9 protein-coding genes and 1 pseudogene are annotated in these 16,291 nt (G+C 64.3%); 4 read left to right on the top strand and 6 right to left on the bottom strand.

The window, feature by feature from the left end; all coding sequences use genetic code 11:
• The first annotated feature begins 124 nt into the window (after positions 1–124).
• Genes wecB through CLV29_RS14870 form a run of 3 tightly spaced genes read left to right on the top strand, consistent with a single transcriptional unit; the run spans position 125 to position 4,190 of the window.
• Complete coding sequence (gene wecB, locus CLV29_RS14880; RefSeq protein WP_243831965.1) at positions 125–1,360, top strand: non-hydrolyzing UDP-N-acetylglucosamine 2-epimerase; 1,236 nt, start codon at positions 125–127, stop codon at positions 1,358–1,360.
• Complete coding sequence (gene wecC / locus CLV29_RS14875) at positions 1,357–2,604, top strand: UDP-N-acetyl-D-mannosamine dehydrogenase (RefSeq protein WP_133755885.1); 1,248 nt, start codon at positions 1,357–1,359, stop codon at positions 2,602–2,604. The genes wecB and wecC overlap by 4 nt, the downstream gene beginning before the upstream one ends.
• Positions 2,595–4,190: a hypothetical protein gene (locus CLV29_RS14870; RefSeq protein ID WP_133755884.1), complete on the top strand. Its 1,596-nt coding sequence runs from the start codon at positions 2,595–2,597 to the stop codon at positions 4,188–4,190. Before wecC ends, CLV29_RS14870 begins: the two co-directional genes overlap by 10 nt.
• Here the strand turns inward: CLV29_RS14870 and rfbA are convergent, their stop codons facing one another.
• From rfbA to rfbB, 3 genes are read right to left on the bottom strand one after another with little or no spacing between them, the layout of a single operon-like run.
• Positions 4,191–5,063, bottom strand: coding sequence for a glucose-1-phosphate thymidylyltransferase RfbA (rfbA, locus tag CLV29_RS14865; RefSeq protein ID WP_133755883.1), 873 nt, complete (start codon positions 5,061–5,063; stop codon positions 4,191–4,193).
• The gene (locus CLV29_RS14860) at positions 5,060–6,424 is read right to left on the bottom strand and encodes a sugar nucleotide-binding protein (protein ID WP_243831964.1); all 1,365 of its coding nucleotides are present in this window, start codon (positions 6,422–6,424) and stop codon (positions 5,060–5,062) included. Before CLV29_RS14860 ends, rfbA begins: the two co-directional genes overlap by 4 nt.
• Positions 6,421–7,416, bottom strand: coding sequence for a dTDP-glucose 4,6-dehydratase (gene rfbB / locus CLV29_RS14855; RefSeq protein ID WP_166649299.1), 996 nt, complete (start codon positions 7,414–7,416; stop codon positions 6,421–6,423). Before rfbB ends, CLV29_RS14860 begins: the two co-directional genes overlap by 4 nt.
• A gap of 323 nt (positions 7,417–7,739) precedes the next feature.
• On the opposite strand from rfbB, the gene CLV29_RS14850 reads away from it, so the two are divergent.
• Positions 7,740–12,419 carry a glycosyltransferase family 2 protein gene (locus tag CLV29_RS14850; protein ID WP_133755880.1) on the top strand — a complete coding sequence of 1,560 codons (4,680 nt, stop codon included), beginning with the start codon at positions 7,740–7,742 and terminating at the stop codon, positions 12,417–12,419.
• Between the two features lie 26 nt (positions 12,420–12,445).
• Here CLV29_RS14850 and CLV29_RS14845 read toward each other — a convergent pair.
• The 3 genes and pseudogenes from CLV29_RS14845 to CLV29_RS14835 form a co-directional block, all read right to left on the bottom strand.
• A pseudogene (locus CLV29_RS14845) lies at positions 12,446–13,781 on the bottom strand (ISL3 family transposase).
• Positions 13,782–14,082: 301 nt separating this feature from the next.
• Positions 14,083–14,847: a hypothetical protein gene (locus CLV29_RS14840; RefSeq protein ID WP_133755879.1), complete on the bottom strand. Its 765-nt coding sequence runs from the start codon at positions 14,845–14,847 to the stop codon at positions 14,083–14,085.
• 184 nt (positions 14,848–15,031) lie between these two features.
• Positions 15,032–16,174, bottom strand: a complete 1,143-nt coding sequence (locus CLV29_RS14835; RefSeq protein WP_133755878.1) for a polysaccharide pyruvyl transferase family protein — start codon at positions 16,172–16,174, stop codon at positions 15,032–15,034.
• Positions 16,175–16,291: the final 117 nt, after the last annotated feature.

Raw genomic sequence — 16,291 nt, 5'->3', positions numbered from 1 at the left:
AGCGTTCTTCAGACAGTGAAATGCGCCGAGGTTGACGCCCTGTGTGCTCTCGCTGCAGTTCTCGCGACGGACCCGCGGGGCTGATCCCCCCACTGACGCGCCGGACGAGACCCAAGGAGCTGCGGTGAACCCACGAGTGATGACCGTCTACGGCACCCGACCGGAGGCGATCAAGGTGGCTCCCGTCATCCGCGCCCTGGAGGCCTCGTCGAAGGTCGACTCCATCACCTTGGTCACTGGCCAGCACCGCGAGATGCTGGACCAGGTCAACCAGTTCTTCTCCATCACCCCCGATCACGACCTGAACGTGTTCGAACCGGGCCAGACCCTGAACGCCCTGGTCTCCAAGGTCTTCTCCCGGCTGGATCAGCATTTCGCCGAGAACGCCCCGGATGCGGTGCTGGTCCAGGGCGACACCTCCACCGCGCTGGCCGCCGCACAGGCGGCATTCCACCAGCAGATCCCGGTGGTGCACCTGGAGGCCGGTCTGCGCAGCGGCAACCTGCATTCGCCGTTCCCCGAGGAGGCGAACCGCCGGTTGATCTCGCAGATCAGCAGCCTGCATCTGGCCGCCACCCAGACCGCGCGTTCCAACCTGACCCGCGAAGGCATTGCCGAGCGCGACATCGCCGTGACCGGCAACACCGTCATCGATGCCTTGCTGGAGGCGGTGCAGAAGCCGGCCCGGATCGAGGATCCGCGGATCGCGCAGGCCGTCGCCGACGAGCGGCCGATCCTGCTGGTCACCACCCACCGGCGGGAGAACTGGGGTTCGGCGATGGAGGGTGTCGGCCGGGCGCTGCGGGTGCTGGCCGAGCGGAATCCGGAATGGCTGGTCGTGTTGCCGACGCACCGCAACCCGGTGGTACGCCAGGCGATCCTGCCGCAGATCGGTGATCTGCCGAACGTGCTCGCCGGTGAGCCCCTGCCCTACGACCAGTTCACCCATCTGCTCGCCGCCAGCCGGATCGTGCTGACCGATTCCGGCGGCATCCAGGAGGAGGCCCCCTCGCTGGGCAAGCCGGTGCTGGTGATGCGGGACAACACCGAACGTCCGGAGGCGGTGGTCGCCGGTACGGTGCAGCTGATCGGCACCGATGAGCACGTGATCATCCGGGAGGTCTCCCGACTGATCAACGATCGGCTTTGGTACGACAGCTTCGCGAACACGACCAATCCCTACGGTGACGGGCATGCAGCCCCGCGCGCCTGCGCTGCGATCGAGCAGCTGCTCGGGGTCGGTACGCGGATCAAGGACTTCGGCAGTGGCTATCCCGACGTGTCGACCTGGACGCTGGAACAGGCGGCCCGGGCCCAGAGTCTGCAGGCCGGTGCTCCGTTGAGAATGGGAGCCGCGTGAGCGCACACCGCCGTATCGCGGTGGCAGGACTCGGCTACATCGGCCTGCCCACCGCTGTCGTTCTGGCCGACAACGGCCATACCGTGATCGGTGTCGACCCCGATTCGTCGCGGGTGGAGCAGATCGGCCGCGGCGACCTCCCGTTCGTCGAACCGGGTCTGGACATCGCACTGGGCCGGGTCGTCGCCGACGGTTCGCTGACGGTACGTACCACGCCGACCGAGGCTGAGGTGCACATCATCGCGGTGCCCACGCCGCACACCGATGATCATCGGGTCGACACCAGCTACATCGACGCCGTGGCGAGGAATCTGGCGCCGCACCTGCGCGGTGACGAGTTGATCATCCTGGAGTCGACCGTGGCGCCGGGGACGACCGATCATCTGGCTGAGCTGCTGCTGTCCGAACGACCGGATCTGTCCCTGGACGGTGAGGCCGGGCGTCCGCTGATCCATGTGGCGCACTGCCCCGAGCGGGTGTTGCCGGGCAAGGTGATGGAGGAGCTGGTCACCAACGACCGGTTGATCGGCGGGTTGACCCCCGAGGCCGGACGCCGGGCCACCGAGGTCTATGCCTCCTTCTGCACCGGTGAGATCCGGTCCACCGCGGCGCGTACCGCGGAGATGGCCAAGCTGACCGAGAACGCGTTCCGGGATGTCAACATCGCCTTCGCCAACGAGCTGTCGGTCATCTGCGACCGGCTGGGGATCGACGTCTGGGAACTGATCGAGCTGGCGAACCTGCACCCGCGGGTGAATGTGCTGCAGCCCGGTCCGGGTGTGGGCGGGCATTGCATCGCTGTCGATCCCTGGTTCATCGTCGCCTCGGCCCCGGAGGAGGCCCGGCTGATCCATCAGGCCCGGCTGGTCAATGATGGCAAGCCGTTGACGGTGATCGACAAGGTGCTGGCAGCGGTCGACGGACAGGCCGATGCGGTCGTCGCCACCTTGGGACTGTCGTTCAAGCCCGACATCGACGATCTGCGGGAGTCTCCCGCACTCGACATCACCGTGAAGCTGGCCGACAAGTTGCCGAACGCTCCCCTGTTGGTGGTCGAGCCGTACGTGGACTCGTTGCCGGCGCCGCTGGCGGATGCGCCGAATGTCTCGCTGCACGGGCTGGGCGAGGCGATCGAGCGGGCGAGCGTCGTGGTGCTGCTGGTCGACCACCAGGAGTTCAAGCAGCTGGATCGGACCCGCTTGCGAGGCAAGACCGTGATCGACACCCGAGGTGCATGGCGTTGAGGACCGGGCCCGGGTCGCCGGGCCCCGGTGCCGCTGCGCGGCTGGTCGTCGTCGGTACCGCCTGCGTACTGCTGGCTGCCTGTTCGCCGCCTGCGCCGCCGCAGGTGCCGGCGCCGGCGCCATCGACGGAATCGGCCGGGCCGACGACGGTCGAACCCACTGCCGATCCGTGGGCCGATGTCTCCGATTTCGTACCCGGACTGGTCACCTGGGACAGTGCGCTGCCCGAGCAGTCAGTGGAGGGCGACCCGGTGGAGATCAGCCTGGGCGAGGGTGAGGACCCGGTCGGCAGTTTCCGGCGTACCAATGTCGGGCTGTCCTTCGAGGCCAGCGATCTGGCCGACGAGCGCTGGGAGCCCGGTACGTCCAGCCTGACCCCGCTGATCGCTGCCCTGAACCAGCCGTCGTTGCGCTTCGGTGGCAATGCGGTGGATCGCCGTGTCTGGTGGACCTCCTCGGATGAATCGGCGCCGGATTGGGCGGAGTTCACGATCGGCCCGGATGATCTTGACCGGATCGCCCGGTTCGCCGAGGCGACCGATGCCTCGGTCACCCTGGTGCTGCCGCTCGGCCATTTCGACCCCGAACGCGCGGCGGACATGGCCGCCCATGCCGAGCGGGCCTTGGGTGATCGGCTGGTCGCGGTCGCGTTCGGCAATGAACCGAACGGTTTCCATCACCAGTCACAGCTCGACCTGGCGCTGCGGGACGAGGGCTGGGACGCCGAGGCCTGGGTGGGCGAGGCCGAGGACTACGGCCAGGCGGTTCATGATCGGGTGCCGGAGCTGGCGGTCGACGGACCGGGCGCCTATGACGCGCCGTGGTGGCGCGCCTTCGGTGAGGCCGAGATCGAGAACAAGGTCGCGTTGTCCCAGCACTGGTACCCGTTGTGGTCGTGCCCGGACCGCAGCGGTGAGACCGAGGAGCGGGCCGAACCCGAGGTCGAGAACCTCACTTCGCAGTGGCTGCACGAGCGGGCCGAGACGGTGTTCGGCCAGGGCAAGGACACTGCGGACAACTATGACCTGCCGCTGTGGATCGAGGAGACGGGACCCACTTCGTGTCCGGGTACGAATGACTCCTCCCGCACCCATGCCCAGACCTTGTGGACCGCCGACTTCGTGATGATCGGCGCGGCCGTCGGCGCGCAGCGGATGAACCACCACTCCAGCCTGGCTGCCTGCCGCGGTGGCGCCCCGATGAGCATGGTCTGCGGTATGGGAGCGGTGCCGAACGAGAGCCCGCGAGTCATTGCGCAGTCGAACTATCTGGCGCTGTTGATGTTGAGCCAGGTCGGTACGGGCGAGCTGGTGGAGATCTCCAGCTCGGACCCCGAGGTACGCGCCTACGCCGTGGCCGGAGAGGGCTACACCGACATCGTGCTGGTCGACACCGGAGAGCCCGGAACCGACCGAGCCATGGACCTGTCGGTCGACGCCGACCGTCTGCACGGCATCTCCACGCTCACCGCCGAATCGCTCGAGGCGACCAATGAGGGGCGATTGCGGCTGCTGTCCGAGGCCGATGCCGTACCCGACTCACTGCCGCGCGGGTCGGTGACGCTGCTGCGTTTCAGCGACGAGTGATCAGCTGCGTTCCCGTTCGTACACGGTACGCAGATACCTTCCGTATCCGCTCTTGGCCAACCGGTCCGCAGTCGCCAACAGTTGGTCATCACTGATCAGACCGCGGCGCCAGGCGATCTCCTCCGGGCACCCGATCGACAGGCCCTGCCGGTGCTGGATGGTACGGACGAACTCGCTCGCTTCGTTCATTCCCTCGAACGTGCCGGTGTCCAGCCAAGCGGTTCCGCGCGGCAGGAGCTCGACCCGCAGTGCCTTGTCGTCGAGGTAGCTCTGGTTGAGGTCGGTGATCTCCAACTCGCCACGCGGCGACGGTGTGAGAGCTTTGGCCCGGGCGACCACGGAATTGTCGTAGAAGTAGAGTCCCGGCACGGCGTAACTGCTCTTCGGGCTGGTCGGCTTCTCCTCCAGACCGGCCACACTTCCATCGTCGTTGAACTCGACCACGCCGTAGGCAGTCGGGTCAGCGACCCAGTATCCGAAGATCAACCCACCGTCGGGATCTGCATACTGTGCAAGCTGGCTGCCGAGGCCCGTGCCGTAGAAGATGTTGTCGCCGAGGACCAAGGCTACCGAGTCATCGCCGATGTGCTCCTCGCCGATCACGAACGCCTGGGCCAGACCGTCGGGAGAAGGCTGGGTGGCATAGGTCAGCGTGATGCCGAACTGGCTGCCATCGCCCAGCAACTTCTCGAACTGATCCTGATCGGCCGGGGTCGTGATCACCAGGATGTCGGTCACCCCGGCGAGCATCAACGTGCTCAGCGGGAAGTAGATCATCGGCTTGTCGTAGATCGGCACCAGCTGCTTGCTGATGGCCTTGGTGATAGGCCACAAGCGAGTGCCGGACCCGCCTGCGAGGATGATTCCCTTCATCGGTTCTGCTGTCCCGTCTGGTCCGTCGGTTGATATCCGGTGGCGATGATCTTGTCCAGCGACAAGACGCTGTGGGTGGGTCTGGGGGCATGTGGTTTGTCACCGAAGTAGTCGGCCGTGCTGACCGGGGTCACCACACCGGCAGCACCGGACGCGTCGAACACCTGCGAAGCGATCTCTGCCCAGGTGGTGGCAGGGCCGGAATCGGTCACGTTGTAGGTGCCGTACGGCGCCTTCACCGAGAGCAGATGGGCGACCGCGGCGGCGATGTTGTCGGTATGGCTCAGGCGGCCGTGTTGATCACTGACGACCGACGGCGAGATGCCGCGCTCGGCAAGGCTGCGCATGGTGGCGATGAAGTTGTGGCCCTCGCCGATCACCCAGCTCGTGCGGATCAGGTAGTGCCGTGGGAAACAGGAGACCACCAGATCGCCGGCGGCCTTGGACTGTCCGTACACACCCAGTGGCGCGATCGGTGAGTCCTCGTCGGACACCTCGTCGGATCCGTCATGGACGTAGTCGGAGGAGAAGTGGACCAATGTCGCGGGGGTCCCGGCCAGATTGCGGACCAGCGCCGCCACCGACGTGGCGTTGACCTGCCAGGCCTCACGACGGCCCTCGTCAGTCTCGGCGGCGTCCACCTTGGTCATTGCCACGGCATTGATCACCGTCGAGAAGTCGCCGAAGTCGAACGACTCCACCGCGGCGGCATCGGCGAAGTCCAGCTCGGCGCGGCCGATCAGCCTTGCCTCCGGATACACCTTCTGCAGCGCCTTGGCGACCTGTCCCCCGCCCAGGATCGCGATCCGGCCCTCGGCGAACGGAACGGCGTCGGCCAGCAGCGGGTGCTGACGATCCTTGTCGGAGACTGTTGCCTGTTCCAACGGCACCGGCCAGGGGACCGCCAGCTCCGGGTCGGCCAGGTTGACCATGGAATAGGTCAGGTCGGGGCGCCAATGATCATTCACCAGGTAGCTGTAGGCGGTGTTCGGTTCCAGGGTCTGGAAACCGTTGGCCACACCCCGGGGCACGAACATCGACTCACCGGGCCCGAGTTCGCGAGTGACCAAGGTGCCGAAACCGTCACCCTCGCGCAGTTCCACCCAGGCGCCGAAGACCCGACCGGTGGCGACCGAGACCAGCTTGTCCCAGGGCTCTGCATGCAGACCACGGGTGGTCCCGGAGTCGGTGTTGAAGGACACGTTGTTCTGCACCGGCCCGAAATCAGGCAGACCCAGCGCCGTCATCTTCGCGCGTTGCCAGTTCTCCTTGAACCAGCCACGGGCGTCACCGTGGACCGGCAGGGTCAGGGCGAGCAGCCCGTCGATGGCGGTCTGTTCGATGCTGAGCTCTGCAGTCACTGGCCCACCTTGGAGTACTTGGCCTCGGTCTCGGCCTTGGAGCCCCGCCACCATTCCTCGTTGTCGCGGTACCACTCGACGGTTGCCGCAAGACCCTCGGCGAAGGAGATGTGCTTCGGGGCCCAGCCGAGTTCACTGGTCAGCTTGCTGGGGTCGATCGCGTAGCGCAGGTCGTGACCCGGGCGGTCGTTGACGTGGTCGAAGTCGTCGTCCGGCCGGCCGAAGATTCGCAGGAGATCCTTGACCACATCGAGATTGGAGCGCTCACCTTCGGCACCGATCAGGTAGGTGTCGCCGATACGTCCGCGGTCCAGAATCGCCATCACCGCGCTGTTGTGGTCATCGACATGGATCCAGTCGCGGACGTTCTGTCCGGTCCCGTAGAGCCGGGGCCGAACACCGTCGATCAGATTGGTGATCTGCCGCGGGATGAACTTCTCCACGTGCTGGCGCGGACCGTAGTTGTTGGAGCAGTTCGACAGGGTCGCCTCCACCCCGTAGGTACGGATCCAGGCCCGGACCAGGTGATCGGATGCGGCCTTGGTCGAGGAGTAGGGCGAGGACGGGTTGTACGGAGTTTCCGGGGTGAACCGGTTCGGATCATCCAGCTCCAGATCGCCGTAGACCTCATCGGTGGAGATGTGATGCAACCGCACCTTGTGCCGGCGCACCGCTTCGAGGACCTCGAAGGTTCCGATCACGTTGCTGCGGACGAACTCCGCCGGTCCGGCGATGGAGTTGTCGTTGTGCGACTCGGCGGCACAATGGATGATCGCATCGCAATCCTCCACCAGCGGGTCGATGACGCCGGCATCGCAGATATCTCCGATCACCACTTGGGCCCTCTCAACGGGAAGGCCCTGCAGCGACTCACGACGGGACGCGTAGCCTCCCTTATCCAGGATTGTCACTGAATGATCGGTCATCCGGATCACATGGTGTACCAAGTTCGACCCGATGAAGCCGAGCCCGCCGGTGATCAAAAATTTCACGGACAGACCCTAGCAAGGCCAGTCCCGCATTTGACCCTTCTTATACTCCTCGCCCCGGAGACGAACCACTTCATCAGGTGCCGATGAGCCGTGCTCAAAATTGACGCAGCGGCTGGACCTCGCTGAAGGTCAGTCCGTCGCCATCACGCGAACAACTCATCTGCGCCAGGCGACTTGATCCTTTCAAGTGCGCCAAGCCCAACGGGGTGACTCAGCGACAAGGCTCGTTCGCCTGAGTCCCCTCAAACCCAGCCCGCAAGGAGGAACTCAACACGGTGAATGCTCCGCACAGAACAGGCCATCGGACCAGTAGGGTGCCTACCGTGCAGAATCCCGCCGAGATCTCCAGCCCGCCGCAGTGGCATTCGAACGACTTCCTGATCCGGGTCCGGAGCGGAGAATTCGCAGGCACGACTCATGGTTCCGACAGCCCCCAGCTCCACGCAGAGACCGCGACCTCTCCCGGCGTGGGAGACGCGAGTCTCGGTTTGGTCGCTGGAGACCCCACACGTCACGAACACCTGTCGGTGCTGCGTTCGCCGGTGCTGCCGACCCCCCGAGTGCGTGCCTTCGCCGGCCGGCACGGCTCCACTTGGGCACTCGACTTGCTCGCCGAACGATACAGCCGCGGATCGCACGACTGGGGCAGCCTTCGCACGATCGCGCTCCGGTTCGCTGCCGCGCCCCGCGAGTTCGAGCCGACTCTGGATCGTCTGAAGCTGAAGGATCTCTGGACCATTGCCGAGGTGCTCCACGAGCGTGGTGTTGACCACGACGGGGAGCGAGCGCTCCTGACCTTCATCTCCACTCGTGTCCTCGAAGGTGCTGACTTCGACACGCCGTTGATGGAGTTGCTGCTCGAACGGCTGATTTATGCAGGGATTTCGGGCCCGGCTCGGGCGTTTGTCTCCCAACTCGACAGCAACAGTTGGCGCAAGCACGCGCTCGCCGTCGATCTGGAGCACCCTCGGTTCGGTGGCACCTATGACGGCATGCTGCTCGCCCTGAACTCGAAGTTCCACCAACTCGGACTGGAACGGATCCGCCTCGACGGGGACGGGCAGTCGGCGTTCCAGCGACTCGACGCCGACCCCCATGGGTCGGCACAGCCCGGGCCACTGGTCACGGTGATTCTGACCACGCGGAGCCCCGGGCCCGAGGCACTAACCGCGGCACGCTCGATCCTCGCCCAGACCTACCGGGAACTCGAACTCATCGTCATCGACGATGGCTCACCCGATGAGTGCGCTCCCCTCTTGGATCACATTGCCGCGATGGACCCGCGCGTTCGAGTCATTCGGTCCACCGACAATGCCGGCCCCTATGTGCGCCGCAACGAAGCTCTCGAACTCGCAGAAGGCGAGTTCGTCACCTTCCAGGACGCTTCCGGATGGTCACATCCGCGCCGGATCGAGATCCAGGTGCGTGATTTAGTCAACGCCCCTGGGAAACTGGCCAACCTCGTCCGCGCCGCACGCGCTCGCGAGGACCTCTCGTTGGTCGGCCCACGAGGTGCCCGGCTGGTGTTGTCCGAATCGTCGCTGCTGTTCCGGCGTGACCCAGTGCTCACTGCCATCGGCTTCTTCGACACCGTGCGTCGAGGCGCAGGCACCGAGTTCCGCAGCCGCCTCAAGGCCGCCACGGGCGCCGACGTCGGCTTCGTTGGACCGGACCTGCCATTGGAATTCTTGTCGACTTCGACCGATCGCGACGCCCAGAACGACTTCGAGAACGGCAGCTTCGTGGATCCGCAGTGGCTGGCCTATCGCGAAGCCGCCTCGCGGTTCCACGGCGAGATCCGGTCCGGCAGTCGGTCTGCGGTGGTGCCGTTTCCCCAGGCCCAACGCGCATTTTCGGCCCCGTCGAGTTGGCTGGCCAGCGAACCCTCTCAGCATGAGGTAGATCTGCTGCTGGTTCTGGATGCGCAGTGGTCCGAGCATCGGCGCGATTTCCTCAACGCAGTGGCGGATGAGTGCGTCGTCGCCCTCGCGGCGGGCATGCGCTTGGCCATTCTGCAATCCGATTCCACGACTGGCCCTGAGCCGGGGCCGATCGCAAGTGTGCTGCAGCAACTGATCGACTCCGGTCAGGTCACACGGGTTTTCGACATCGACCAGGTGCAGACTGCCGCAGTTGTTGTCCGGCACGCAGGAGCGGCGCAGGGACATGCGCCGGATCGGCGGCCGGTCACGGCTGAGCGGGTCGTGGTCGTCGAGGACCCGGCAGCCGGCGACACTCGTGGAGAGACCATCGCCTGTGTCGACGTGGATGCGACCGTCACCGGTTGGTTCGGCGTGGAGCCGTCATGGCTGGCGGCCAGCCCCGTGCGGCCGCGCCCGAGGCTCAGATCGGTCATCGTCAAGGAAGGCAAAGTCCATGTCACCCTCCAAGCGACCGATGCGAGACAGTTGCGAGCCGTCAGGATCGGTGTCGGTGCGGAGTCACATGACTTCCCTGTGACGATCAACAAGCGTGGATTTGCTGTCGCCGTCGGGGAGTTGGAACTGTTGCCCATCGGCCACCTTCCGGTCTCCGTGGTGCGCGGGGAGGGCGCGTCCGTGTCCCTCCAGGGTCTCCTGATCGCACCTGAGAACATCGTCGCGACTGGCGCCGGCCGACTCCTGATCGCCGATGGCCGAGTTCTGCGCGTGCTCCCGGAGGAGGCGTCCGCGGGCGAGACCGGAGCCCGCGAGTTCCGTGACCGATATCTGTCGGCTCGGATTACCTATGCGCGGGTCTTCCGTGACCAACTCGAACTGACGGTGAAATGTCCCCCTGGGGTCGAGGTGTCGGCGATCCACGCGGTGCGCGAGGATCGCGGTCGGATACGCCGCCGGGCCTTCGATATTGAGACAACAAAGGACGGTCGGCATCGAGGGATCCGGGAGCTGGGCGATGTCCTTGACCAACGCTGGCGGACATTTGCCATCTTCCAGACGCCGCTGGGCCCGGTGCAGGCACCGATCCGTTTCGATCGCAGCACGCTGCTCCAAGACTCCGCGGAGTATCAGATCCGCCAGCTGCACCGGGGCGGCCTCGATGTGATTCACGTGGTAGAGAAGCCCGCGCCGCCGGCTCCGGACCGGGTACCGATGCTGTCGATCGTCATGCCCGTGTTCAACGTGGGCCCCTACCTCGACACCGCCATCCAGTCGGTGCTGATGCAGGACTTCCAAGATTTCGAGTTGATCATCGTCGATGATGCGTCGACCGACAATGGACGCCAGGTGATCGATATGCATCGGTCGCTCGACCCCCGGATCCGAGTCATCGCTCTGGACCACAACACTCTCGGCGGAGCGGGAGTCCCGAGCAACCTCGGCATTCGTGCCGCCCGCGGCAGGTATCTGGCGTTCGTGGACAGCGACGACTGGGTGACGAAGACCGCGTTCGCGAAACTGGTGCAGCTCGCGGAGGACAACGACACCGAGTTGGTGATCGGCAATTTCTGCACCTTCGACGAGAACGACCGCACGGTCTCCGAGGCGTATGACAGCGATCGGTGGAGGGACGTTCCGCTGAACCAGGTGATCTCGGCCTCCAGCCACCCGGATTTGTTGCGGATCTCGCCGGTGCCTTGGCGCAAGCTGTACCGACGAGACTTCGTGCAGGCGCACCACGTGCTCTATCCCGAGGGCGACTACTTCTACGAGGACAACCCGCTGCATTGGCACGTCCTCTCCCGCGCCGAACGAGTCATCGCTTGTGACGAGATCGTCAGCTATCACCGGATGGCGCGCGAGGGACAAACGATGGGCGCCTACGAGTACAAGCTGGGCGCAATCGCCAGCCATGCCAACACGACGCTCAACTCCCTCACTGGAAGTGTGGCCGCCCACCGGGAACTGCTGTTCGAGCAGTTCATCGACTACGTGAGCCGGCAGCGTTGGATCGTGCGGCGGCAGACCCAGCCGGCGGCGGCTCACATGATTCAGCGTCGCCTCGCCGACATCTACGAACGTGCCCGGTCTGCCGAACCGGACGCCGACATTCCCCAAGCCACCATCGCTCATTTCACCCGCTACCAAAAGGCGTACCCGGAGCTTGACCTGACGATCGTCATCCCGGTCTACAACAGTGCAGACCTGCTGCGGGACACGCTCGACTCGGTGCTGCAACTCGAGGGGCTCGCCTACGACGTACTGCTGATCGACGACGGCTCGACCGATGAGTCGCTGGAGATCCTTCGGGAGTACGAGCAGAACCACGAGAATGTGCATGTCTTCGAGCAGAAGAACCGTGGCGCAGGCCGCGCCCGCAACGCGGTGATTCCCCTGTGTACTGGTCGCTACACCTATTTCTTGGATGCTGACGACACGATCGATGCGCGTGCACTGCGGGAGGCGGTGACCAAGGCCACCAGCGAAGATGCTGACCTGTTGTTCGTCCAGTACCGCATTGAATACACGGACGAGAACCGCTCCCGTGGCATGTTCAACGCCGATGCCGAGATCTGGCAACAGCTTCCCGACGCGACAGAGAACATCGAGAAGCAGGTTCTGCTGGCCGGGTTGATCAACTACCCGTGGAACCGGATCATCCGCACCTCCTTGCTGCACGATGCGAACATCTTCTTCGGCCCAACCATCGTCCATAACGACGTGCTCTACCACTGGCACAGCATCCTCAGCGCGACCCATATCAGCTACCTCGACGTGGAGGTGTGCACACACCGGAAGTTCACCCGACGGGCGCAGGTGACCAACATCGACGACGGTCGCCGCATGGCCGTGCTGGAAGCTCTGCGTGGCACACACGAACGAATCTCTGAGCTGGACGCCTATCTGGTCGCCCAGGGGCAATGGAAAGCGTTCGCGCTTCATGTGCTCGACTGGGCGAGAAGCCGGATCCCTGCATCCCTGCAATCGGCGTATCGCGAGCGGAGCGCCGCACTTGCGGAGACGCTGGATGGCCGAGCGACACAGGTCGATCACGAGGTATGGCACTGCTCGAGGCGACGCCCTCTGGCCGAGCGTTCCATGGCCAGCGATGCACAAGGGTGAGGCGAGAGCCTAGGACCTTTAGAGGCTCATCCGAATCGAGGGTGTAACTGCGGCCTGAAGCCGCCAGTCTCGAGCAGGGATCTCGCGATGTAGTTGGTGAGGTTTCGGAATCCGAGCGCGGAGCCGCGGAGGTGTTCTAGCCGGCCGTTGATCGCTTCTGTGGGGCCGTTGGACGTGCCGGGGCGGTCGAAAGTAGGCGAGCACGTCGTCGGTGCGCTTCTTCAGCGTCCGCCCCAGCGTGCGGACCTCGACCAGCGCGGTTGGAACGCCGTGGCTGATCGATTCGATGAGCTTGAGCAGTACCTCGCGGCCCTTCGACCGGTCGGGTTCGCGGTAGGCGGCGATCATCCGCTGGTAGATCGACCAGGTCACCTCGACCTCGACATGCCGGTCGCCGTGGGCATCGGGATCGAACAGAGCCGCGAGTCGGGCCTTCTGCCTGTCGGTGAGCAGGCCGGCGCCGGTGTGCAGGGTCCGGCGTGCGCGGTAGAGCGGGTCGTCCTTGCGGCCGCGGTGGCCGTGGATGGTCTGCTGCACGCGGCGCCGGCAGCGGTCGAGGGCGTCGCCGGCGAGCCTGACGACGTGGAAGGGGTCCATGACCGCGACGGCTTCGGGCAGTTCCTCGGTGGTGGCGGTCTTGAAGCCGGCGAACCCGTCCATCGCGACCACCTCCACCTGGTCACGCCAGGCCCGGGGGCGTTCGGCGAGCCAGGTCTTGAACGCCTGCTTGGAGCGACCCTCGACCATGTCCAGCAGCCTCGCCGGGCCGGTGCCGTCACGAATCCCGGTCAAGTCGATGACCACGGTGACGTACTTGTCGCCGCGCCGGGTGTGCCGCCAGACATGCTCGTCGACCCCGATGGCGGTGACGCCGTCGAATCGGTGCTCGTCATCGATCAGGACCCGCCTGCCTTCGGCCAGGACCGCGTCATTGGCGGTGTCCCACGCCACCCCGAGGCCTTCGGCCACCCTGGCCACCGTCAGGTGCTGCACGACGATGCCTTCCAGTGCCCACCGCAGCCCGCGCCGCGAGAGCTTCGCTCGCGGCCCGGCCACCTGGCTGGTGTCCTGGCGCCACACGTGCCCGCAACCGGTGCACCGGTAGCGACGGACGGTCACCTCCAGCGTGGTCGGTCGCCAACCCAGCGGCTCGTGCGCCAGCCGACGCACCACGCTGTCACGCGGCGCACCCTCGCAACCGCAGCGTCGGCACCACTGATCCGACTCGACGACCCGACACGCGAGCACCGCACGGTCGGGTTCAAGCCGTTGGCCAGTGGCTTCGAGCCCGAGTTCGTCGAGTCGGCAGAACACGGTCAGGTCAGGGCAGGCGAAGCCGGCCACCGAGGTAGCGTCAGACACGTCGAGGTCTTTCGGATGAGGCGTGTAGGAACCTTCATCTTCGGGAGACCTCGACCTCTCTCCCGGGACCGACGCGCGCCGACCACCTCACACCGCCACTACACCCTCATCTGGGAAGAGCCCCTTTAGAAAAGAAGCCGCAGAATTCGAGACAGTCCACAGTTGGTTGCAGTCAGCGCGCCTGCTGTGGGGGTGCAATACTAAACGCCCGAACTGGTGCGCGTCCTCCCATTGTGTCCCCGCTCGACACGTCTGACGCCGCGGCCACAACCTTCAGAGGGACAGAGAACTTGGCAAATTACTACTGACATTCCTCACGACCAAGGACACCGATTAACTTGCTCGCGTCGAACCCGAACAAGCGATTGAACTCATCAAACTGGAATTCTGACAAGCCGCCACTATAACTCTTTCCGCGCACCTGCTTCTCTAAGGGTCGAGGCTTCCAAAACTTGTTCGCCAGATTGGATCCGTGCAGCAATTGCCACCACAACACCCCTTCGAGTAGTATCGGCTGCAATTCTGTCACGTTTTGATGGTTGCGGAAGATGGATTCCGAGGTCCTGTTTTTAACAAAACGGGAGATGAATGGAGAGTTCACGTAGTGAAATGACTGCACTTGCCGTAGATCCGAGCGCTGACCATCGACCGCCACAAACCACTGGTCCGGCATTCCGGATTCGAGTGCCGCACGCGACAACCGCTCAACATAATCCGCCGTAATCAAATCATCCGAATCGACTCTCGACAGAAGCACATCGCTGCCAAAACCGTCGCGAGACAACGCTTTCCGCAACCCTGGATTTGACTCCTTTCCCGCAGGAATATATACCGGCCTAAAGACACTGGAGTCGATATACTTCTCAAAGAACGCTTCGTCACCCTCCGCTAATAGAAGATACGCTGCGTCGAACGGGGTTGACTGATGCGAAATGCAGTACCCCAGACCAACGTTGATCAATTCGGCGCGCCACCGCATCCATGCTTGGCGCGATTGCTCGTCTCCGAACGGCGTCTGCCATGTGCTACTTCGCACGCTAAATCGAGTCGCTACAACTGGATGCACTCCTGCAACATATCACCACCGCCACACTCGGTCGATTCGCAACATCTTGCTCCGAGCAGGGCATCACGACTTCATGCGCCTAAGCAACCCTCACCCCAAGACCCAACAACGGTATCCGCGGCCTTCTGAACAACGGTTTCGTGCCGCTCGCTCTTCCCAGTCCTCATCCCGCGGCAGCCAAACGTTAACCAGCGTCAGTGAACCAACCCGGCGATCCTGGCAGGAGACTCTGCCGCACAGACGACTGGTTGCGATGGTCATCCCAAATTTTCCGGCTTAGCGACTTCAGGGAATCGATCGCGTCAGCACGGAGCTTCGCCACCTTGTCCATCGGGACTTCGGGAACTCCACCTTCAATGATGTCAAACACTCGGCGATCATTCGCCGGAAGCGCCAAGTCCTCGCGATCAATCGATCGCATAAATGCCCGCGCCTTTGCAACGGGATTCATGGAAATTGTGGGGACACCATACATCGTCGCCACCAATGTCGTGTGCAACTTCATGCTAAGAACCAAGGAACACTCGCCAAGTGCGCGACTGATGTCGTCCAAGTTTTCGGTGTAGCAGGTTTCCTTGCCTTCCACTTTGAGCTCCGCAGCGTTCTCGAAGTCCTTCCGCCCGTGGCCGGCGACACCACCGATGATATGTCTGACACGCCATCCCTGTTCGATGAGGCGTCGCGACACTTCGGCCATCAGCACGTACTCTTTCGGATGCTTGATGTGGCGCGTGACCAACCCCAGAACTGGCGCACCATCTGGCCGCGGAGCAGGAGGCAGGGGAAGGGCGCAGACGAGGTCAGGGTGTGACGACACGGGCACGTTCGGACTGATGTGCTCGATGATCCATTCTGCGGAGCGTGGGTCCCGCGTGGAGATCGATCGAATATTGGGATCGGTCAGAAACCTCTTCCACTTCCCGACCGTGCTCTCGTCGATGTCGGTCCTGTTCAGCTCGACACCAATGCCCGCCACGTGCACGGGGCGCCTCAAGTACATCGGGTTGATGAAGTCTGGATCGACCTTCGGACGATAGGGACACAGGAGGTCCCCGCCGCCGAGAACCACCGCGTCCATGAGGTCAACCTGGGCGTTCCGCAGACCCCGGAAGTACTCCGGCCGGAAGATTCCGGTAAGGAGGGTGAGATCCGCCCACTGGCCAAGCCAGTGCTCGAATACCCGCACGTAAAGTTCATCGCCATAGTTCCCTCTGGCGTACGAACCCGTGACTCCGACACGGGGCTTCAGCAGACCTCTGAGCTCACCTTCAAGGCTCTCCTTCGATGGCTCCGGTCGGCTCGTTTCGGGCGGCTCTGCCTGACTCATGCGCTGGTCCTCCAAGTCAATGATCAGTTTTCGACGGCGGGCTCGCCCAACGCACGGCTGTGGTCGAACACTGTCGTTACGGCCGACGCTCGCAGGTTAGGTTGGGTCCACAGCGAA

Origin of the sequence: Naumannella halotolerans, from assembly GCF_004364645.1 — a bacterium.
Lineage (GTDB): Bacteria > Actinomycetota > Actinomycetes > Propionibacteriales > Propionibacteriaceae > Naumannella > Naumannella halotolerans.
This window is presented reverse-complemented; position numbering and strand designations above follow the sequence as displayed.